Annotated in this window: 12 protein-coding genes; 8 read left to right on the top strand and 4 right to left on the bottom strand. The window is 42.4% G+C overall.

What is annotated here, in order from left to right:
• The first annotated feature begins 151 nt into the window (after positions 1-151).
• Genes E1160_RS14330 through E1160_RS14320 form a run of 3 tightly spaced genes read left to right on the top strand, consistent with a single transcriptional unit; the run spans position 152 to position 5,476 of the window.
• Entirely contained in the window at positions 152-2,899 is a 2,748-nt protein-coding gene (locus E1160_RS14330; RefSeq protein WP_218048920.1) for a type I secretion system permease/ATPase, read from the top strand.
• Between the two features lie 14 nt (positions 2,900-2,913).
• Complete coding sequence (locus E1160_RS14325) at positions 2,914-4,233, top strand: HlyD family type I secretion periplasmic adaptor subunit (RefSeq protein ID WP_155156362.1); 1,320 nt, start codon at positions 2,914-2,916, stop codon at positions 4,231-4,233.
• Positions 4,234-4,270: 37 nt separating this feature from the next.
• Entirely contained in the window at positions 4,271-5,476 is a 1,206-nt protein-coding gene (locus E1160_RS14320; RefSeq protein ID WP_155156360.1) for an amidase, read from the top strand.
• A gap of 3 nt (positions 5,477-5,479) precedes the next feature.
• On the opposite strand, the gene E1160_RS14315 is transcribed toward E1160_RS14320, so the two are convergent.
• Positions 5,480-5,995 (bottom strand): adenine phosphoribosyltransferase, encoded by a 516-nt coding sequence (locus tag E1160_RS14315; protein ID WP_155156358.1) that lies wholly within the window; start codon positions 5,993-5,995, stop codon positions 5,480-5,482.
• Positions 5,996-6,164: 169 nt separating this feature from the next.
• On the opposite strand from E1160_RS14315, the gene E1160_RS14310 reads away from it, so the two are divergent.
• Positions 6,165-7,121 carry a TAXI family TRAP transporter solute-binding subunit gene (locus E1160_RS14310; RefSeq protein WP_218048919.1) on the top strand — a complete coding sequence of 319 codons (957 nt, stop codon included), beginning with the start codon at positions 6,165-6,167 and terminating at the stop codon, positions 7,119-7,121.
• A 67-nt stretch (positions 7,122-7,188) separates the two neighbouring features.
• A complete protein-coding gene (gene rfaE1, locus E1160_RS14305) occupies positions 7,189-8,655 on the top strand; it encodes a D-glycero-beta-D-manno-heptose-7-phosphate kinase (protein WP_155156354.1) in 1,467 nt (488 codons plus the stop codon).
• On the opposite strand, the gene E1160_RS14300 is transcribed toward rfaE1, so the two are convergent.
• Positions 8,652-9,182, bottom strand: coding sequence for an MmcB family DNA repair protein (locus E1160_RS14300; protein WP_328597163.1), 531 nt, complete (start codon positions 9,180-9,182; stop codon positions 8,652-8,654). The two genes, rfaE1 and E1160_RS14300, sit on opposite strands and share 4 nt — an antisense overlap.
• Positions 9,155-10,975, bottom strand: a complete 1,821-nt coding sequence (locus E1160_RS14295) for a putative bifunctional diguanylate cyclase/phosphodiesterase (protein ID WP_155156352.1) — start codon at positions 10,973-10,975, stop codon at positions 9,155-9,157. Before E1160_RS14295 ends, E1160_RS14300 begins: the two co-directional genes overlap by 28 nt.
• Positions 10,976-11,288: 313 nt before the next feature.
• Here E1160_RS14295 and E1160_RS14290 point away from each other — a divergent pair, with 313 nt between their 5' ends.
• A complete protein-coding gene (locus tag E1160_RS14290; protein ID WP_155156351.1) occupies positions 11,289-12,152 on the top strand; it encodes an AsmA family protein in 864 nt (287 codons plus the stop codon).
• A gap of 48 nt (positions 12,153-12,200) precedes the next feature.
• Here the strand turns inward: E1160_RS14290 and pdxR are convergent, their stop codons facing one another.
• Positions 12,201-13,697, bottom strand: a complete 1,497-nt coding sequence (pdxR, locus tag E1160_RS14285; protein WP_155156349.1) for a MocR-like pyridoxine biosynthesis transcription factor PdxR — start codon at positions 13,695-13,697, stop codon at positions 12,201-12,203.
• 129 nt (positions 13,698-13,826) lie between these two features.
• Between pdxR and cobO the strand changes: the two genes are divergently transcribed.
• Both cobO and E1160_RS14275 read left to right on the top strand, forming a co-directional pair.
• Positions 13,827-14,450 (top strand): cob(I)yrinic acid a,c-diamide adenosyltransferase, encoded by a 624-nt coding sequence (gene cobO / locus E1160_RS14280; protein ID WP_235914163.1) that lies wholly within the window; start codon positions 13,827-13,829, stop codon positions 14,448-14,450.
• A gap of 76 nt (positions 14,451-14,526) precedes the next feature.
• Positions 14,527-15,231, top strand: coding sequence for a lipid-binding SYLF domain-containing protein (locus tag E1160_RS14275; RefSeq protein ID WP_155156347.1), 705 nt, complete (start codon positions 14,527-14,529; stop codon positions 15,229-15,231).
• Positions 15,232-15,289: the final 58 nt, after the last annotated feature.

Here is a 15,289-nt window from a genome sequence, read left to right as displayed (position 1 = left end):
TGAATTTTAAGTAAAATTCGATGGGTTTTCGGATGTGACACTCTTCTAATGTTGCTTTCGGATGCGAATAAGTGGAAACTGAAACCGATTAGGTATAGTTTTCTCCATGAAAACCAATGCCTATCTAATAAATTCTAATGTGATAGATAATATGACGGATAAAGAGAATACAGTAGATCAAGAAACAGGCAAGGACACTGTCAAAGCGACAGAAGAGCTTGTGAACACTGGGGCTGGAAGCCATGAAGAAAGTGGCGAGGAAGTCTTACTTAAAATTCGTCAAGCCATATTAGATTCCAAAGCCGCACAAGAAGAAACCCCAGCACTTTTAGATGCAGAAAAACCGTTAGAGGAAGCTGCTGAAAGAACTGGGATCTCATCTGATCTTGAGGAAGATGATGAGGAGATCGATTTTGCGGCGGCAAAGACGGCGTCAACAACTGAAATCGAGCAATTGACGAAGATAGAGACCGAGGATGAAGAAATTGATTTCAGCGCAGCCAAAAAGATAAACACACAATCGGATGATAAACATTCGAAGCTGGATAAGAAGAGTTCATCTCAGGAAGATGCTCAACCACGTGTTATGAAAAAGGCTCGTAAAGCAGCTTTTGCACGGAAGAATGATGAAAAAGAAGCTGTTGCGGAAAACGCAACAAGCGATGAGTTCTCTAAGATTGGGACTAAAACAGCTGCACAAAAAAAACCGGATGAGGAACGCAGAAACGGCGAACGTCGGGCAAGTCCACGTTGGCATATTAAACCCAATACAGGGCAAAATGATGATCCTTTGTTGGGATGTCTGACCATTCTATGTACACTTCAAGATCGGCCTATTTCTGCAAATGCTTTAACGGCAGGCCTTCCCCTTGAAGAAGAAGGGCATATGACGCCGGATTTGTTTATTCGTGCAGCAGAGCGAGCGGGTATTACAGCAAGGCTTCAGAAACAGAATTTAGATGCAATTAGTCGTCTGACCTTACCGTGTGTCCTATTGTTAAAGGAGCAGCGTGCTGCTGTTTTAACGGAAATTTCTTCTGGTGGAAAGGCAACGATCTTGTTGCCGGAGATGGGGGCAGGAACCAAAGTAGTTAGTTTCGAAGAACTAAAAGAAAATTATATTGGTTACACCCTTTTTGCGCGACCTGAATTTCAATTTGATGCCCGTGCAAAAGAAGAAAAGGTTGAAAACCCGAAGGATTGGTTCTGGGGAAATATTATGTCTTCCTGGCGCCTTTATCTGGAAGTGATGATGGCTGCTCTGTTGATCAACTGTTTCGCGATTGCAAGTCCGCTTTTTGTGATGAATGTGTATGATCGGGTTGTCCCGAACTTTGCTGAAGAAACCTTATGGGTCTTGGCAATCGGTGTTACAATGGTGTTTGGCTTTGATTTTATTCTAAAGCTTCTTAGGGGATATCTCGTGGATGTCGCTGGGAAGACGGCTGATACGCGCATTGCTGCGCGTTTATTCCAACAAATGCTTGGTATGAAAATGGCGGATCGGCCGCAATCAGCAGGGGCACTTGCCAATTCCATGCGGGAATTTGAATCTCTTCGAGAATTCTTTACCTCCAGTACTCTGGTAACGCTGATTGACTTACCATTCATATTGCTTTTCCTGACAATCATTTATGTGATTGGCGGTGGTTTTATAGTAATGGTACCCGCGTCGATCGTAATCATTGTTGCCTTGGTGGGTTTGTTGATGCAAATGCCAATGAAAAAGGTGATGAAAGATACACATCAAGAAGCTCAACAAAAACACGCAATATTGGTGGAAGCAATTACAGGTATTGAGACCATTAAACTGGCTGCGGCTGAAAGTCGTATGCAACGTGCTTGGGAAGTGTTTACAAGCCGGACAGCCCGCTCTTCCATGTTAACGACACGTTGGGCTCAATTGGCCATGAATTTTTCCGGTATGTCCATGCAGATGGTTACGGTCGGGGTTGTCGTAGTTGGTGTTTACCTAATTCAAAATGGTGATTTAACAGTTGGGGCCTTGGTCGCTTGTACTATTTTGTCAGGTCGTGCTTTGGCACCTCTCGGACAAATTGCAGGGATAGCAACGCGTTTCCATCAGGCAAAACAGGCATTGTCTGCACTTGATGATATGATGCAGACACCTGTTGAACGTCCACAAGGTCGCACATTTGTACATCGTCCGACATTCACAGGACATATTGAATATAAAAATGTCGGGTTTACTTATCCAGAGGCCCAAACGGAAGCCTTGCGCAACGTTAGTTTTGATATTCAAGCTGGCGAAAAAGTTGGTATCATTGGTCGAATTGGATCTGGTAAAAGTACTGTTGAACGCCTGATGCTTGGTTTGCATGACCCGACTGCAGGGTCAGTGATGATCGATGGCACGGATACCCGTCAGGTTGATCCGGCAGATTTACGTCGTAATATCGGTGTGGTTCCACAAGATGTGTATTTATTCTTTGGGTCCGTAAAAGAAAACATCGCGCTTGGCGCGCCTTATGTTGATGACGCAGCAATCATTCGTGCAGCTCGTATTGCTGGGGTTGAAGAATTTGCCTCCAAACATCCGATGGGACTAGATATGCCTGTTGGGGAGAGAGGCGCGAATTTATCTGGTGGTCAACGTCAAGCTGTTGCGGTCGCCCGTGCATTATTACTTGATCCACCTATCCTTGTTATGGATGAACCAACAAGTTCCATGGATAATACTTCTGAAAGTAGATTTAAGTCGCGTCTTGGGACAGTAATAGGCAATAAAACGCTGGTTTTGGTCACGCATCGCGGATCATTAATGACTTTGGTTGATCGGCTAATTGTAATGGATGGCGGTATTGTTGTTGCGGATGGGCCAAAAGAAGCTGTTATGGAAGCTTTGGCCAGCGGTCGCATTCAAACAGCTAAAGATTAAGAGGACGTAAAACTATGTCTATTAGAAGAAGCTGGGAAAGAGATATTGCCGATAGCGAGATGGGGCCACTGGCAAACCGTGGTGCCAGTCGTGTCGCCCATGTCATGTTATTGTCGATTTTTACCTTTTTTGTTTGTTTTATTATATGGGCTTATAATGCCGAACTTGATGAGGTAACTCGTGGCGAAGGAAAGATTATACCAACTGGCCAAACCAAGATCGTTCAGCATTTAGAGGGTGGCATTATTTCGAATATTCTTATCAGTGAAGGTATGGTTGTTGAACAAGGCCAAGTATTATTGCGGATTGAGAATAAAGTTGCGGAAGCTGCACTTGGGGAAAAGAGAAAACAGTATTTAAACCTCACCGCGCAGGCTGCGCGTCTTGTCGCGGAAATCAATGGAAATAACAATATTCAATTTCCTGATGAAGTTCGGGTGAATGCGCCAGAGATTGCACGACAAGAAGAACTGCTTTTTCAGGCACGTCGTAGTCAGCAAGAAAATCAATTAAGCTTGTTGCGCAACCAAGTTGAGCAAAAAGATCAAGAATTAAAAGAGATCGACAATAAGTTTACTCAATTGCAAAAAACACGGAAGGTGACACAGGAAGAATATGATCTTGTGAAGCCATTGGTGGATGTTGGTGCTTCTCCGCGTCTTGATTTGTTGCGTGTACAACAGAAGCTTGCAGAAATCGATCAGGAAATTGACGCTAATCGTGGGGCGATTCCACGTATTCAAACTCAAAAACGTGAAGCTGAAGAACGTATAGGTGAAAAAGAGTTAACTTTTCAAACAGAAGCTCAAGAACAATTGAACCTTGTTCAAGTGGATGCGGCGCGTTTGCTGGAAGATATTTCCGCTGGTGTGGATCGTGCGGTCCGCACAGATGTGCGTTCGCCCGTACATGGGGTGGTGAAACAGGTGCTTAAGAATACAATTGGTGGCGTGGTGGGCCCTGGGGATGATTTGGTTGAAATCGTTCCTTTGGAAGATACGTTGTTGGTTGAGGCGCGTATTCAACCTTCAGATCGTGCCCAACTATGGCCTGGATTACCAGCTGTGGTAAAAGTCTCTGCTTATGATTTTTCTATCCATGGTGGTTTGGATGCAACTTTGACCGATATTAGCCCGGATACGATTACGGATGAACAAGGTGAAACTTACTATCGAATTCGTTTGCGGACGGACCAAAATAATCTGGGTGAAGATAAGCCGATTAGAACAGGTATGACAACAACAGTGGATATTTTGACAGGTCGCAAGACCGTATTAGATTATCTGTTAAAGCCTATTCTTAAAGCCAAAGAAAACGCATTACGTGAACGTTAATTTACAATAAATTTTAGAACAGAGAGATATTAAGGTCATGAATGATCCATTTAATGCATTTATTCGTGAAGAATGGCAGGCAGATGCCACAGGCGAGGGGAAGCTTAATGGGATGACATTTGCTGTGAAAGATATCTTTCATATGGCAGGTCATAAAAACTCCTTTGGTAATCCAGATTGGTTACGTACTCATGAAGCAGCAATGCAGAATGCACCAGTTATCGAAAAGCTTCTGGCGGCTGGTGCTAAAGGCCGGGGGGCTACCCATACAGTTGAGATGGCATTTTCCTTGATAGGCCATAATTCACATTATGGAACGCCGATTAACCCAAATGCACTGGATTGCGACCCGGGTGGATCAAGCAGTGGTTCCGCTTCGGCAGTCGCCGGTGGTTTGGTTGATTTTGCTCTTGGTTCAGATACCAGTGGCAGTGTGCGCATTCCATCCAGTCATTGCGGACTATATGGATTAAGGCCAACACATAACCGTATTCCGTTGGAGGGTATCCTTCCTTTGGCGCCGGGGTTTGATACTATCGGCTGGTTTGCTCGTGATCCCAAATTGTTGCGTCGTGTTGGTCAGGTGTTGTTTGATGATTGGGACACGCCTTCCAAAGATCTTAAATTTCTTGCCCCAAAAGAAATTTGGGATCAAGCATCTTCGGCTGTGGTTAAAGAGTTACTTCCCAAATTGGAAGTGATTGCTGAAATTTTTGGGGATATAGAAGAGGTCGAACTTACTGGTCCCAATGAAACCATAGAAGATTGGTTTAACTCAAACCGGCATGTGCAAGGTTGGGAAATCTGGCAAACACATAAGGATTGGGTAGAAAAGGAAAAACCAACCTTTAGTGACGGTGTCGCTGGCCGTATGGAATGGGCGCGGACAGTAACTGAAGCTGAATGGAAAGCAGGTGAAGAGGTACGTGCCGAAGTTGCTAATAATTTAAAAAAGATTATTGGAGACGGTACAATATTAGTCTTTCCATCCTCACATGAACCAGCGCCATTAAGAGATTTGCCTGTTGAAGAGATGGAAGCTTACAGATTTGCTTCTTTACGTATGACTTGTCTATCTGGAATCACGGGGACACCACAGATCACAATCCCATTGGGGCGCGTTAATCGTCGCCCTGTTGGTTTGTCATTCCTTGCGTGGCGGGGACATGATGAGAAATTGTTAGCTTTGGCAGAAGCTCTTGGGGGCGAAGCGAAAAATGGCCTCGCCCAATTTTCACTTTAAAATCTAGACCTCGTATTGAACAAGACTATGGCACGGGGCGTTCATTTCGTCCCGTCCACCTAAGCCTTCTAATTCAATAATACATGCACATGCAGCAACATCCGCACCGACTTTAGTTGCAAGATCAATCGCCGCGCGCATTGTGCCGCCTGTTGCGAGTAAATCGTCAAGGATCACGACACGCTGGCCTTTCTCGATGGCGTCTGCTTGAATTTCAACTGTATCGGTACCATATTCCAGTTCGTATTCGTGACCAATGGTTTGACCGGGTAATTTACCCTTCTTTCGTACCATCGTGAAACCAATACCAAGTTCTAATGCCAAAGGAGCTGCAGGTAAGAAGCCACGGGATTCAATACCAATTAATAAATCGGGTTTGATCGGTTCTATGATTTCCTTTAATTGTGCCACGCATGCTTTCCAAGCATCCGCATTGGCTAGAATAGTTGAGATGTCATAGAAGAGAATCCCTGGTTTAGGAAAATCAGGCACAGTACGAATATGAGCGCGTAAGTCCATTACAGATACTTTCTTAGGAATGTTTAAGGTTGCTTTAAGCTAAACATTTTAAGATATATTGGCAATATACTGAACGCAGGCCAAAGCCTTAGAAGATTAAGGAATAAGAGATTTGTTCAATCCCCTTCGAACAAAGACGCAAAGAAATTTCAAGCAACAGATGTTGACCATGCTTCTGTTGATCATTTTGTTGCCTTTAAAGGCTTATGCTCAAGAGGGTAGTGCAACTAATAATTCTGCTTATCTCATTGGAACTGGTGATTATAATAGAACCAGTTACGCTATTGGAGGGTCGATCTGTTATTTATTTAAGAATATTGCAGAGGTAAGAACGCGAGGCTGTAAAGCGTTACCCGGGACATCTTTACAGAATATATATGACTTAGATGAATCAGGGGTGAATTTCGCAATCCTTGAAGCTGATTGGCAGGAACAGGGATATACAGGTAGTTCCGAAGAGGATTTTCCGGACGGACCAAGAGAGGAATTACGTCGCGTTTTCGGATTGCATGAAGAAGTTGTAATGGTTCTTGTAAGGGACGATAGTTTTTTTCAGGTTTTTGAAGACCTAAAGAACAAAAAATTACAACTTGGTCCGAATGGTACAGCAGCGCGTGAAACATTTGAGTTGCTACTTAAACAGAAAAATTGGTCGATGGATGATTTTGCCATCACGACCGAACAAAATATTTTGAAGCAAATTAAGGCACTCTGTGCTGGCGAGGTGGATGCGATTCCGTTTGTGACTTCTTTCGCAAACGCATCTATTGTAAATGCGTTAAATGAATGCAGCCTTCGATCTATCCCTTTTAGTAAAGAGTTAATTGGCGAATTAGTGGGGAAGTATGGTTTCTATTCCTATACGATATTAGCGTCTGAAATGGATAAAGTGCTAAAAGGGCATACAGGTGTCTTAACGGTTGGATCTGGTTTAATTACTTATGCAGATATGGATGAAAGAATCGTTTATAAGCTTGTTAAGACGGTTTTTGAAAACTTAGATCAGTTGAAGAAAATGCATCCCGCATTGGCTGGATTGGGGCGCCAATATATGTTACGTGAGGACGTCTCACTACCCTTTCATCCCGGTGCGTTACGTTACTATAAAGAGCAAAGCTGGAAATAAATCTGGTCAAAAGTGCTTGAAATCATGTAGCTTCAACACATCATTATTTAAAATGCAGGAAAGCAAAATGGAAGTCACAGGGCAGGATATTTCCCAATATTTGGAACGTCTAAAATCTGCGCGTGTTTTATGTGTCGGAGATGTCATGTTAGATCGTTTTTGTGAAGGCGCTGTGGCGCGTGTTTCTCCTGAAGCGCCTATTCCTGTGTTACATGTTTCGCGTGAAGAGGCTCATCTTGGTGGTGCTGGAAATGTTGCACGCAATCTTTCTGCATTGTCGGTTTCAACAAATTTGGTATCTGTTTGTGGTGATGATGCCCCTGCACGAGAATTAGAGCATTTGTTAGAAAGCCATAATGGCGTGACAGCTAATCTAATGAAACTAGAAGATCGTCCAACTATTATAAAAACTCGCTTTGTTGCGGGCGGACAACAATTACTTCGTGCAGATTGGGAAAAAGTTGAATCTATCTCAGGAGAGGTGGAAAAGAATATTCTGACTCAAGTTGAGCAGCAGTTATCAGAAGTTGGTGCTTTAATTCTTTCCGATTATGGGAAAGGCGTGCTGAGTGAAAACCTTATTCAGGCAATTATTAAAAGAGCTAATAATGCGAATGTTCCAGTAATTGTAGACCCAAAGGGGGATGATTTTAGCTGTTATGCTGGTGCTTCTGTTTTGACCCCTAATCGACAGGAATTGGCGCAAGCTTCAAAAATGTCAGTTGGCAGTGATGAAGAAGTTATTAATGCTTGCGAATACTTGATAGAAAATTGTGCTATTGCCGGTGTATTGGCAACTCGCTCAGAACAAGGTATGAGCTTGATTTATAAAGATCGTGAACCTCATCACTTAAATGCTCGTGCTATGGAAGTATTTGATGTTGCTGGTGCTGGAGATACCGTTATTGCAACCTTTGCTGCGGGAATTGCCGCGGGGATGACAATGGAAGAAGCCGCATGGCTTTCCAACGTTGCTGCGGGTATTGTCGTTGCAAAAGTTGGTACTGCTGTGGCTTATCCAGACGAAATTTTGTCTTCTGCCCATAGTGGTTCATGGCAAGAAGGAGAAGGCAAGGTTGTCTCCTTGGATACAGCTGTTAATCGTGCTCAACGTTGGCGACAAAAGGGATTAAAAGTTGGTTTTACAAATGGATGTTTCGACTTATTGCATCCCGGTCATATATCTTTAATTGAACAAGCTTCGGTGAATTGTGACCGATTAATTCTTGGCTTAAATAGTGATAGCTCCGTTAAGCGGTTAAAAGGTGAAAACCGTCCGATTCAAAATGAAGTGAGCCGCGCGACGGTTTTGGCTTCGTTGGCCAAGGTTGCTATGGTTGTCATATTTAGTGAAGAGACGCCAATTGAACTTATTCGCTCGATCAAACCGGATGTCTTGGTTAAAGGTGCCGATTATACAGTGGAAACTGTTGTTGGCGCTACGGATGTTCAAAGCTGGGGCGGTGAAGTTGTCTTAGCAAACTTGGTTGAAGGACAATCAACGACAAGTACAATTGCAAAAATGAATAACTAATCGGGTAAACGAAAGTCGGAATCTTCTATATAGGTCACTTTTTTCGCAGCCATACGTGCGATTCTGATGGTGAGCGCTTTTCGTCTTGCTGGGTTCAAGTCACCATTCGTTGCTTCCCTGATAATTTCTGCACCGTAGGCATCAGCGACAATAAATCCTGTATCTGGCGGAAGTAGATCTGTTGGGAATTCTGAACTGACAGCAAAATAAAATTGGTCACAAAAAGGGAGATATTCTTCCCATTTCTCATCAACTTGAAAATCCTCCTTGGAAGATTTTACTTCTACAATGATGATTTTCCCTTTGTCATTAAGACCAATTAGATCAACACGTCTACCGTTTTTGAGGGATAACTCGGTTATCGCATGAAATCCAAGCTGTGCGAGTAAGCGTCTGGTGCCGCGCGTTACGTTTAATGTTGTTTCAGGTCTTGAGTGGAAAGATCGATTATCGGTCATTAATAAAATGAAAAATAGTTCATCAAGAGATGTAAGAAAGCCTAGACGTGGTTGTTTTCCAATAACCACTCCCCAATCTGTTCTGCAGGAAGGGGTTTTGCAACAAGGAATCCTTGTACAAAATGGCAGCCTAGTTCTTTAAGTAAATCATGTTGATCATGTTCCTCAACACCTTCAACCACAATATTCATGCCGACATTCTGTCCCATTTGCACAATTGAACGTACAAGTTCTGCATCTCTGGGTTCACGTGTGACATGTTCAATGAAAGATCTATCGATTTTTAAAGTATCGAAGCTGTAGTTGCGGATATAAGATAAAGATGAATAGCCTGTTCCGAAATCATCAATACATATTTGAATACCCATTTCCTTAATTGCATCAAGAATTTTTACTGTCTCTGTCATGCTTTTAATCAAAAGGCTTTCTGTGATTTCAATTTTAATATCATTTCCCATTAACCCGGTTTCGTGTAAACCAAGTTTTAAATCGTTGATGATTTCATCATCTTCAAACTGTACAGGCGATAAATTGATAGCCATTGTCATATCGCGCATGTTTGGTACTGTTTCGCGCCACACGGCTAATTGTTTCAAAGACTTTGAAATGACTGTGCGCGTTAGCTCTCTTATCAGGCCAGTTTCTTCCGCAACAGGAATAAATATATTGGGTGGCATCAAGCCTTCATCAGGATGATTGATACGTACTAAGGCTTCAAAGCCAGTTGGTTTTCCTGATACAGATTCAATAACGGGCTGGTAATGAACTTCGATCCAATCCTCTGTAAGTGCAGTTCGGATGATTTTCTCGAAACGAACTGATGATAGAAGTTTTTCATGTAACTCATTATGGAATTCTGCGAAATTTGCTGCATTGCTTGATTTTGCTTCGCGTAATGCAAGAGACGCGTCACGTAATAAGTTTTCAGCGCTTATGTCTTCTGACGTCGTACTACGTCGTAAGCCTATGTTAACTTCCAATGTAATAGGGTCTTGATTCGCGACTTCGCCCGATAAATTAATTGGGTCCGAAATAACTTGTCGAATTTTTTCAAGTCTTGAACTAATTTTAATATCATCTGTTTGTAGGGAAGATAAAATGGCAAAAGCAAATTGATCACCACCTAATCGAGCCAGAAAATCATCGCGGCGAAGTTGACGCCGTAAGCGTTCGCCAACAATTCGAATGACTTCATCTCCCGCAGATTCTCCAAGGCTTTCATTAATAAGTCGAAAACGATCAATATCAAGAACAGCGACATCCATTTTTTGTGGCGTATCTTGTTTACTGCTTTGCTTCTGGCTCTGTTCAATCTGAGTCAAGATTTGTTGACGGTTTGGTAAGCCTGTCATCATATCTTGGTGGATCATTTCCGCAGCTTGTTGTTCAGTGGTTTTGTAGCTCGTAATATCTAAGATGGCACCATTAATTTCGATAGGATCACCATGCTCATCTCGTATAGACTCGGCACGAATAAGAACCCATTTTTCAATGCCGCTTTCTGTAATATCTAATCTGGCTTCGCGTTCTAATTTATGAACGCGTCCATGTGTTAGGTCCGAAAAAGCAAGATAAATAACGCCATAGTCTTCTGGATGAACAAGATCAAGCAGTGATCTGATATCGTTGCCATTCAATTGATGGCCTTGCAGTAGGTCTTTCCAGCAACCATCAAAATAAGCTTTGTTTGTTTTTGTATCCCAGGAAAATATTGAAAGGCCAAAAGCTGTATTTGCTTTTTCTATGTGATGAGATGATGAGTCAACATTACGCAAAGTTTCATCTTTGCGTAGTGATTTTTCACTGTCTAATTCATCTTGCGCAGCTAATCTACCAACTGCGTCCCTATCAAATACTTTCATTTCACTTCATTCAGCACAGGTCCGTTCCCCAACGGTAACCCGATGTGATGAATATTGTGGAGCCCCTTTTCCTCCGCAATCCTGATAAACCTAACTTAGATTCTCTTAGGTATATGTCAAGGGACAGTGACCTGATTGAACGTAAACTATAGGTAGATTCAAACTAGAAACATTAGGATTCTAATCACTAAGTTACTGGAAATAAAATGATCTATCTTATATGCAAATTGAAATGGCGCTTTTAAAAAACTTTGCGTATGATAAAATTAGTATTAGTGAATTGACATTCAGCTTCCCTTTTCAGGAGAAAATCATGCGTATTATACTATTCGTTGTGCTTTTTATCGTTGCCGCATTCATCGGTGGCATTGCGTTTATTTTATTTAATCTAGATGCTTTTGTTAAGGAAGCTGTAGAGACTGTAGGAACAGAACTTACTCAAACCTCTGTGACTTTGAACGAGACGAATATTGATCCTGCTAATGGAAAGGCAAGTTTATCTGGGTTGAATATTGCCAACCCTGAAGGTTTTGAAACTGACCATGCACTCGCTTTGGGATTGGTTTCTCTAAAGATGGATCCGACCACGGTAACAGGTGATGTGATTGTAATTAATGAAATTGTTGTTGATACACCATCAGTGATTTATGAACTTGGTGAAAGTGGCAGTAACATTGATGCAATTCATGAGAATGTCATGTCTTTTGCCAATAAATTACAGTCACAAACATCAGGCTCTTCCGGTGGCGAAACGACATCTTCATCTGCGGAAACAGCACCTTCACAGGAAGCTTCTGAAGGTCCAAAATTTATTATTGAGAACGTTTATATTCGTAATGTTTCAACTGCGGTAAGCCTAAATGTTCTAGGTGGTAAAAAACTGGAGGCACCTTCAGTAGATGTTCATTTGACAGATATTGGAAAAAAAGAAGGTGGTGTTTTGGCTGCTGAGGCTGCCATCTATATTATGGATAATTTATTCAAAGATGTAGCTGCCAGTGTAACTAATTCTGGTGCTGGAAAGTTAATAGAAGATGCTTTGGGTGGTGTTGATTTGAATAATGTAGAGCAACAGCTTCAAGAGCAAGCAGGGGAAGTGTTAGGTGATGATGCCATCAAAGATATCACCAAAGATGCCGAGGGTGCGCTTAAAAACTTATTTGGGACAGGTGACTAATACCTAATTTATTATGTGATAAGGAGCCCTGTAGGAATACAGGGCTTTTTATTTAGCCAAAATTGCATCTTTAAGTATCAATACTGCTTTTTCTATATCATTCTCTTTCACGGCTGCATATCCTAGTAACAAACCATGATAGTGGTCATTTGTATCTTCTAGGTAATGGAAGGCCGATAACGGAGTGACAGAAATACCTCTTTCTTGTGCGCGTTCTGTTGCCTTCATGTCACTTGTCATGCTTTTCAGTTTTTTGTTAAATCGAATAAGTAGATGCATGCCTGCTTCTGCAGATTCAATCGTTACATATTCGCCGAGATGTTTTTCTAGTAATTCTGACAACTTACACCGACGGTTATCATATAGTTTTCTCATGCGGCGGAGATGAGCGGTGAAATAGCCATCTTCGATAAATTTAGCCAAGGCAGGTTGGGCAATTGTACTAGGATGATCATCAAGAGCCGCCCGTGCCATGCGAAATGAATCAGTTAAATCTTCGGGAACTACTATGTATCCTAAGCGCAAACTGGGAAACATTACCTTGGAAAAACTGCCAATGTATACAACACGATTGTCACGGTCCAAACCTTGTAAAGCAGCAAGTGGGCGACCGCTATAGCGAAACTCACTATCGTAATCATCTTCAATTACCCAGCCATCTTTCTGTGAGGCCCATTCAAGTAAACGTAAGCGACGTGCTAATGACATGGTCACACCAAGTGGGTATTGATGAGATGGCGCTACACAAACCAGTTTTGCGTCTGGTGCTAAATCCTCAGCCTTATCGATTTCTAAGCCTTCCCCATCGACAGGTACCGGAATCAATTGTGCGCCTGCGGCGAGCAAAGCACCACGAATACCCGGATAGCCGGGTTCTTCGATAAGCGCTGCATCTCCATCATCAAGAAGGACGTTAGCAGCAAGGCTGATACCTTGTTGTGCGCCAGATACGATGATTACTTGATCAGCTTCACATCTAACGGCACGTGCTGTTCGGAGATAATTGGCGATTGCTTCGCGCAAGGGGCGATATCCTGCAGGCTCTGCATGTGCTAAAAGTTCGATCGGAGGATTACGCCACGCACGTGCCATTAAGCGTGACCATACATCAAAGGGGAACTCGTCAATCGCGGGTAAGCCGGGTGCAAAGGCAGGTGTGCGTTTGCTCCGTCCTCTCCATAAAGCAGCCAGCCGCTCTCCCCTCTTTGAGAGGCCTCTTCTTGGTGCAGAGTCTTTCTTATTTAAATGGATTGAAGACGAGGGGCGAATTTCATCGGGCAGTAAATCAGAAACAAAAGATCCTGCACCAATACGACCTTCAAGATATCCTTCAGCTAATAATTGATCAAAGGCAGTTGCAACAGTGTTGCGGGAAAGGGCCATGTCCTTGGCAAGGCTACGCGTGGATGGAAGGCGCTCACCTGCACTTAATCTATGTGTTAAGATTAGTTCTCGGATTTGATCATAAAGCTGGCGATGCATAGGTTCTGGGGATTTTTTGTCAACAGCAATTGGAAGAAGAGCTGCTTTATCTGTTCTGCGCATATTGGCACCATTGGAAAATAAAATTATTTGATTATTTGAAGCCAATTTTAATCATAATTTAGAATTTGTCACTTTATTTTAATCGCAAATAAGCGTAATCAGAATGGAGGTAGGTTTAAGGAGATTATGATGAAAACTGACGGCATGACAGAAGAACAAATCAATCAACGCCACGCTGAGAAAATGGCTAAGAAGAAAGCGGCGCGCGACAAGATGATTGCGACTAAAACATCTACGGGTGGTTTGCTGATGGTTCATACCGGTAAAGGTAAAGGTAAAACAACTGCTGCGATGGGACTCGCAACTCGTGCAATTGGTAATGATATGAAGATATGTATTGTTCAATTTGTAAAAGGTGCTTGGTCCACTGGCGAGAAGAAAATTTTGGATCAGTTTCCAGATCAATGCGTAATGAAAGCCATGGGTGAAGGTTTTACCTGGGATACGCAAGACAGAGAACGTGATGTTGCAGCTGCGCGTGCGGCATGGGATTATGCGAAGGATGCCATTGCAAATCCTGAATATGATATGGTGATCTTGGATGAACTTAACATCGTGATGCGCTACGATTATCTTCCTTTGGAAGAAATTATTTCCACACTGGAAAATAAACCGGAAGAACTTCATGTGGTTGTAACTGGGCGAAATGCAAAAGAAGAATTAATTGAAATTGCAGATATGGTCACAGAAATGACACAAATAAAACATCATTTCCGTGATGGTTATAAAGCTCAAGTTGGCATTGAATTTTAGTCAGAATCAAGGAATTCTAATGCTGTAGGGATTGTCGCGAGCTTCGGCTGCAAATGTAGTGATAAAGGTATTATCCATGAAGATGTATTTTTCTAAACTGTTCCAACTATCTTTTTTGGCTGTGATGGCAATGTCTTTAATTTCTTTCTCTGCCCGTGCAGCTGAATTGGATGATGCTCATGAATTGGTAGATGAGGCTTATTATTCCATTAAAAAAATCCTTGAAAATGAACGCCAAGGTGATCGTGCGATGGGATATATTAAAACAGCAAAGGCAATCTTTATTTCACCTCAAATTTTAAAAGGCGCTTTTATAATTGGTGCCGAAGGTGGGAGTGGCATAATCATGGCACGTGCCTCAAATGGTGAATGGAGTTATCCGGGTTTCTTTAAGATGGGTGCTGCAAGTGTAGGACTTCAATTGGGTGCGCAGAATATGGAGCTGCTTCTCACCATTCAAACAGGTAATGGCCTTAGAGCTATTTTAGATGATAAAGTCACCTTAGGTGGCGATCTTAGCGCAGCCGTCGGGTCAAAAGGAGAGGGCGTTTCAGGTACAACGACGACTAATATCGGTGCTGATGTGTATTCTTTTTCACGTAACCAGGGGGGCTTTGTTGGCGCTTCAGTTGAAGGTGCTGCAATTTGGGAGGATAAAGCACGCAATGCTGCGTTTTATGGAGAGGGTGCGACCTCAGAAGACATCATTTTGAACGGAAAGTTTGCAAATGAAAAAGCTGATAAACTTCGTGACTATCTCTCTTCCTTGCCAATGAATTAAGCAAACTATATAGGATTTTCATAGTTAAAACTGGTATGAAAAATCTTAGGTAAATCTA

Source organism: Curvivirga aplysinae (assembly GCF_009711445.1).
GTDB classification, from domain to species: domain Bacteria; phylum Pseudomonadota; class Alphaproteobacteria; order UBA8366; family Aestuariispiraceae; genus Curvivirga; species Curvivirga aplysinae.
Note: the sequence above shows the minus strand (reverse complement) of the source record. Positions and strands in the feature narration are given on the sequence as shown.

Coding starts and splice junctions, on each gene's coding strand:
- E1160_RS14330 (WP_218048920.1), top strand. CDS start 152: ATGACGGATAAAGAGAATACAGTAGATCAAGAAACAGGCAAGGACACT.
- E1160_RS14325 (WP_155156362.1), top strand. CDS start 2,914: ATGTCTATTAGAAGAAGCTGGGAAAGAGATATTGCCGATAGCGAGATG.
- E1160_RS14320 (WP_155156360.1), top strand. CDS start 4,271: ATGAATGATCCATTTAATGCATTTATTCGTGAAGAATGGCAGGCAGAT.
- E1160_RS14315 (WP_155156358.1), bottom strand. CDS start 5,995: ATGGACTTACGCGCTCATATTCGTACTGTGCCTGATTTTCCTAAACCA.
- E1160_RS14310 (WP_218048919.1), top strand. CDS start 6,165: ATGCTTCTGTTGATCATTTTGTTGCCTTTAAAGGCTTATGCTCAAGAG.
- rfaE1 (WP_155156354.1), top strand. CDS start 7,189: ATGGAAGTCACAGGGCAGGATATTTCCCAATATTTGGAACGTCTAAAA.
- E1160_RS14295 (WP_155156352.1), bottom strand. CDS start 10,975: ATGAAAGTATTTGATAGGGACGCAGTTGGTAGATTAGCTGCGCAAGAT.
- E1160_RS14290 (WP_155156351.1), top strand. CDS start 11,289: ATGCGTATTATACTATTCGTTGTGCTTTTTATCGTTGCCGCATTCATC.
- pdxR (WP_155156349.1), bottom strand. CDS start 13,697: ATGCGCAGAACAGATAAAGCAGCTCTTCTTCCAATTGCTGTTGACAAA.
- cobO (WP_235914163.1), top strand. CDS start 13,827: ATGAAAACTGACGGCATGACAGAAGAACAAATCAATCAACGCCACGCT.
- E1160_RS14275 (WP_155156347.1), top strand. CDS start 14,527: ATGAAGATGTATTTTTCTAAACTGTTCCAACTATCTTTTTTGGCTGTG.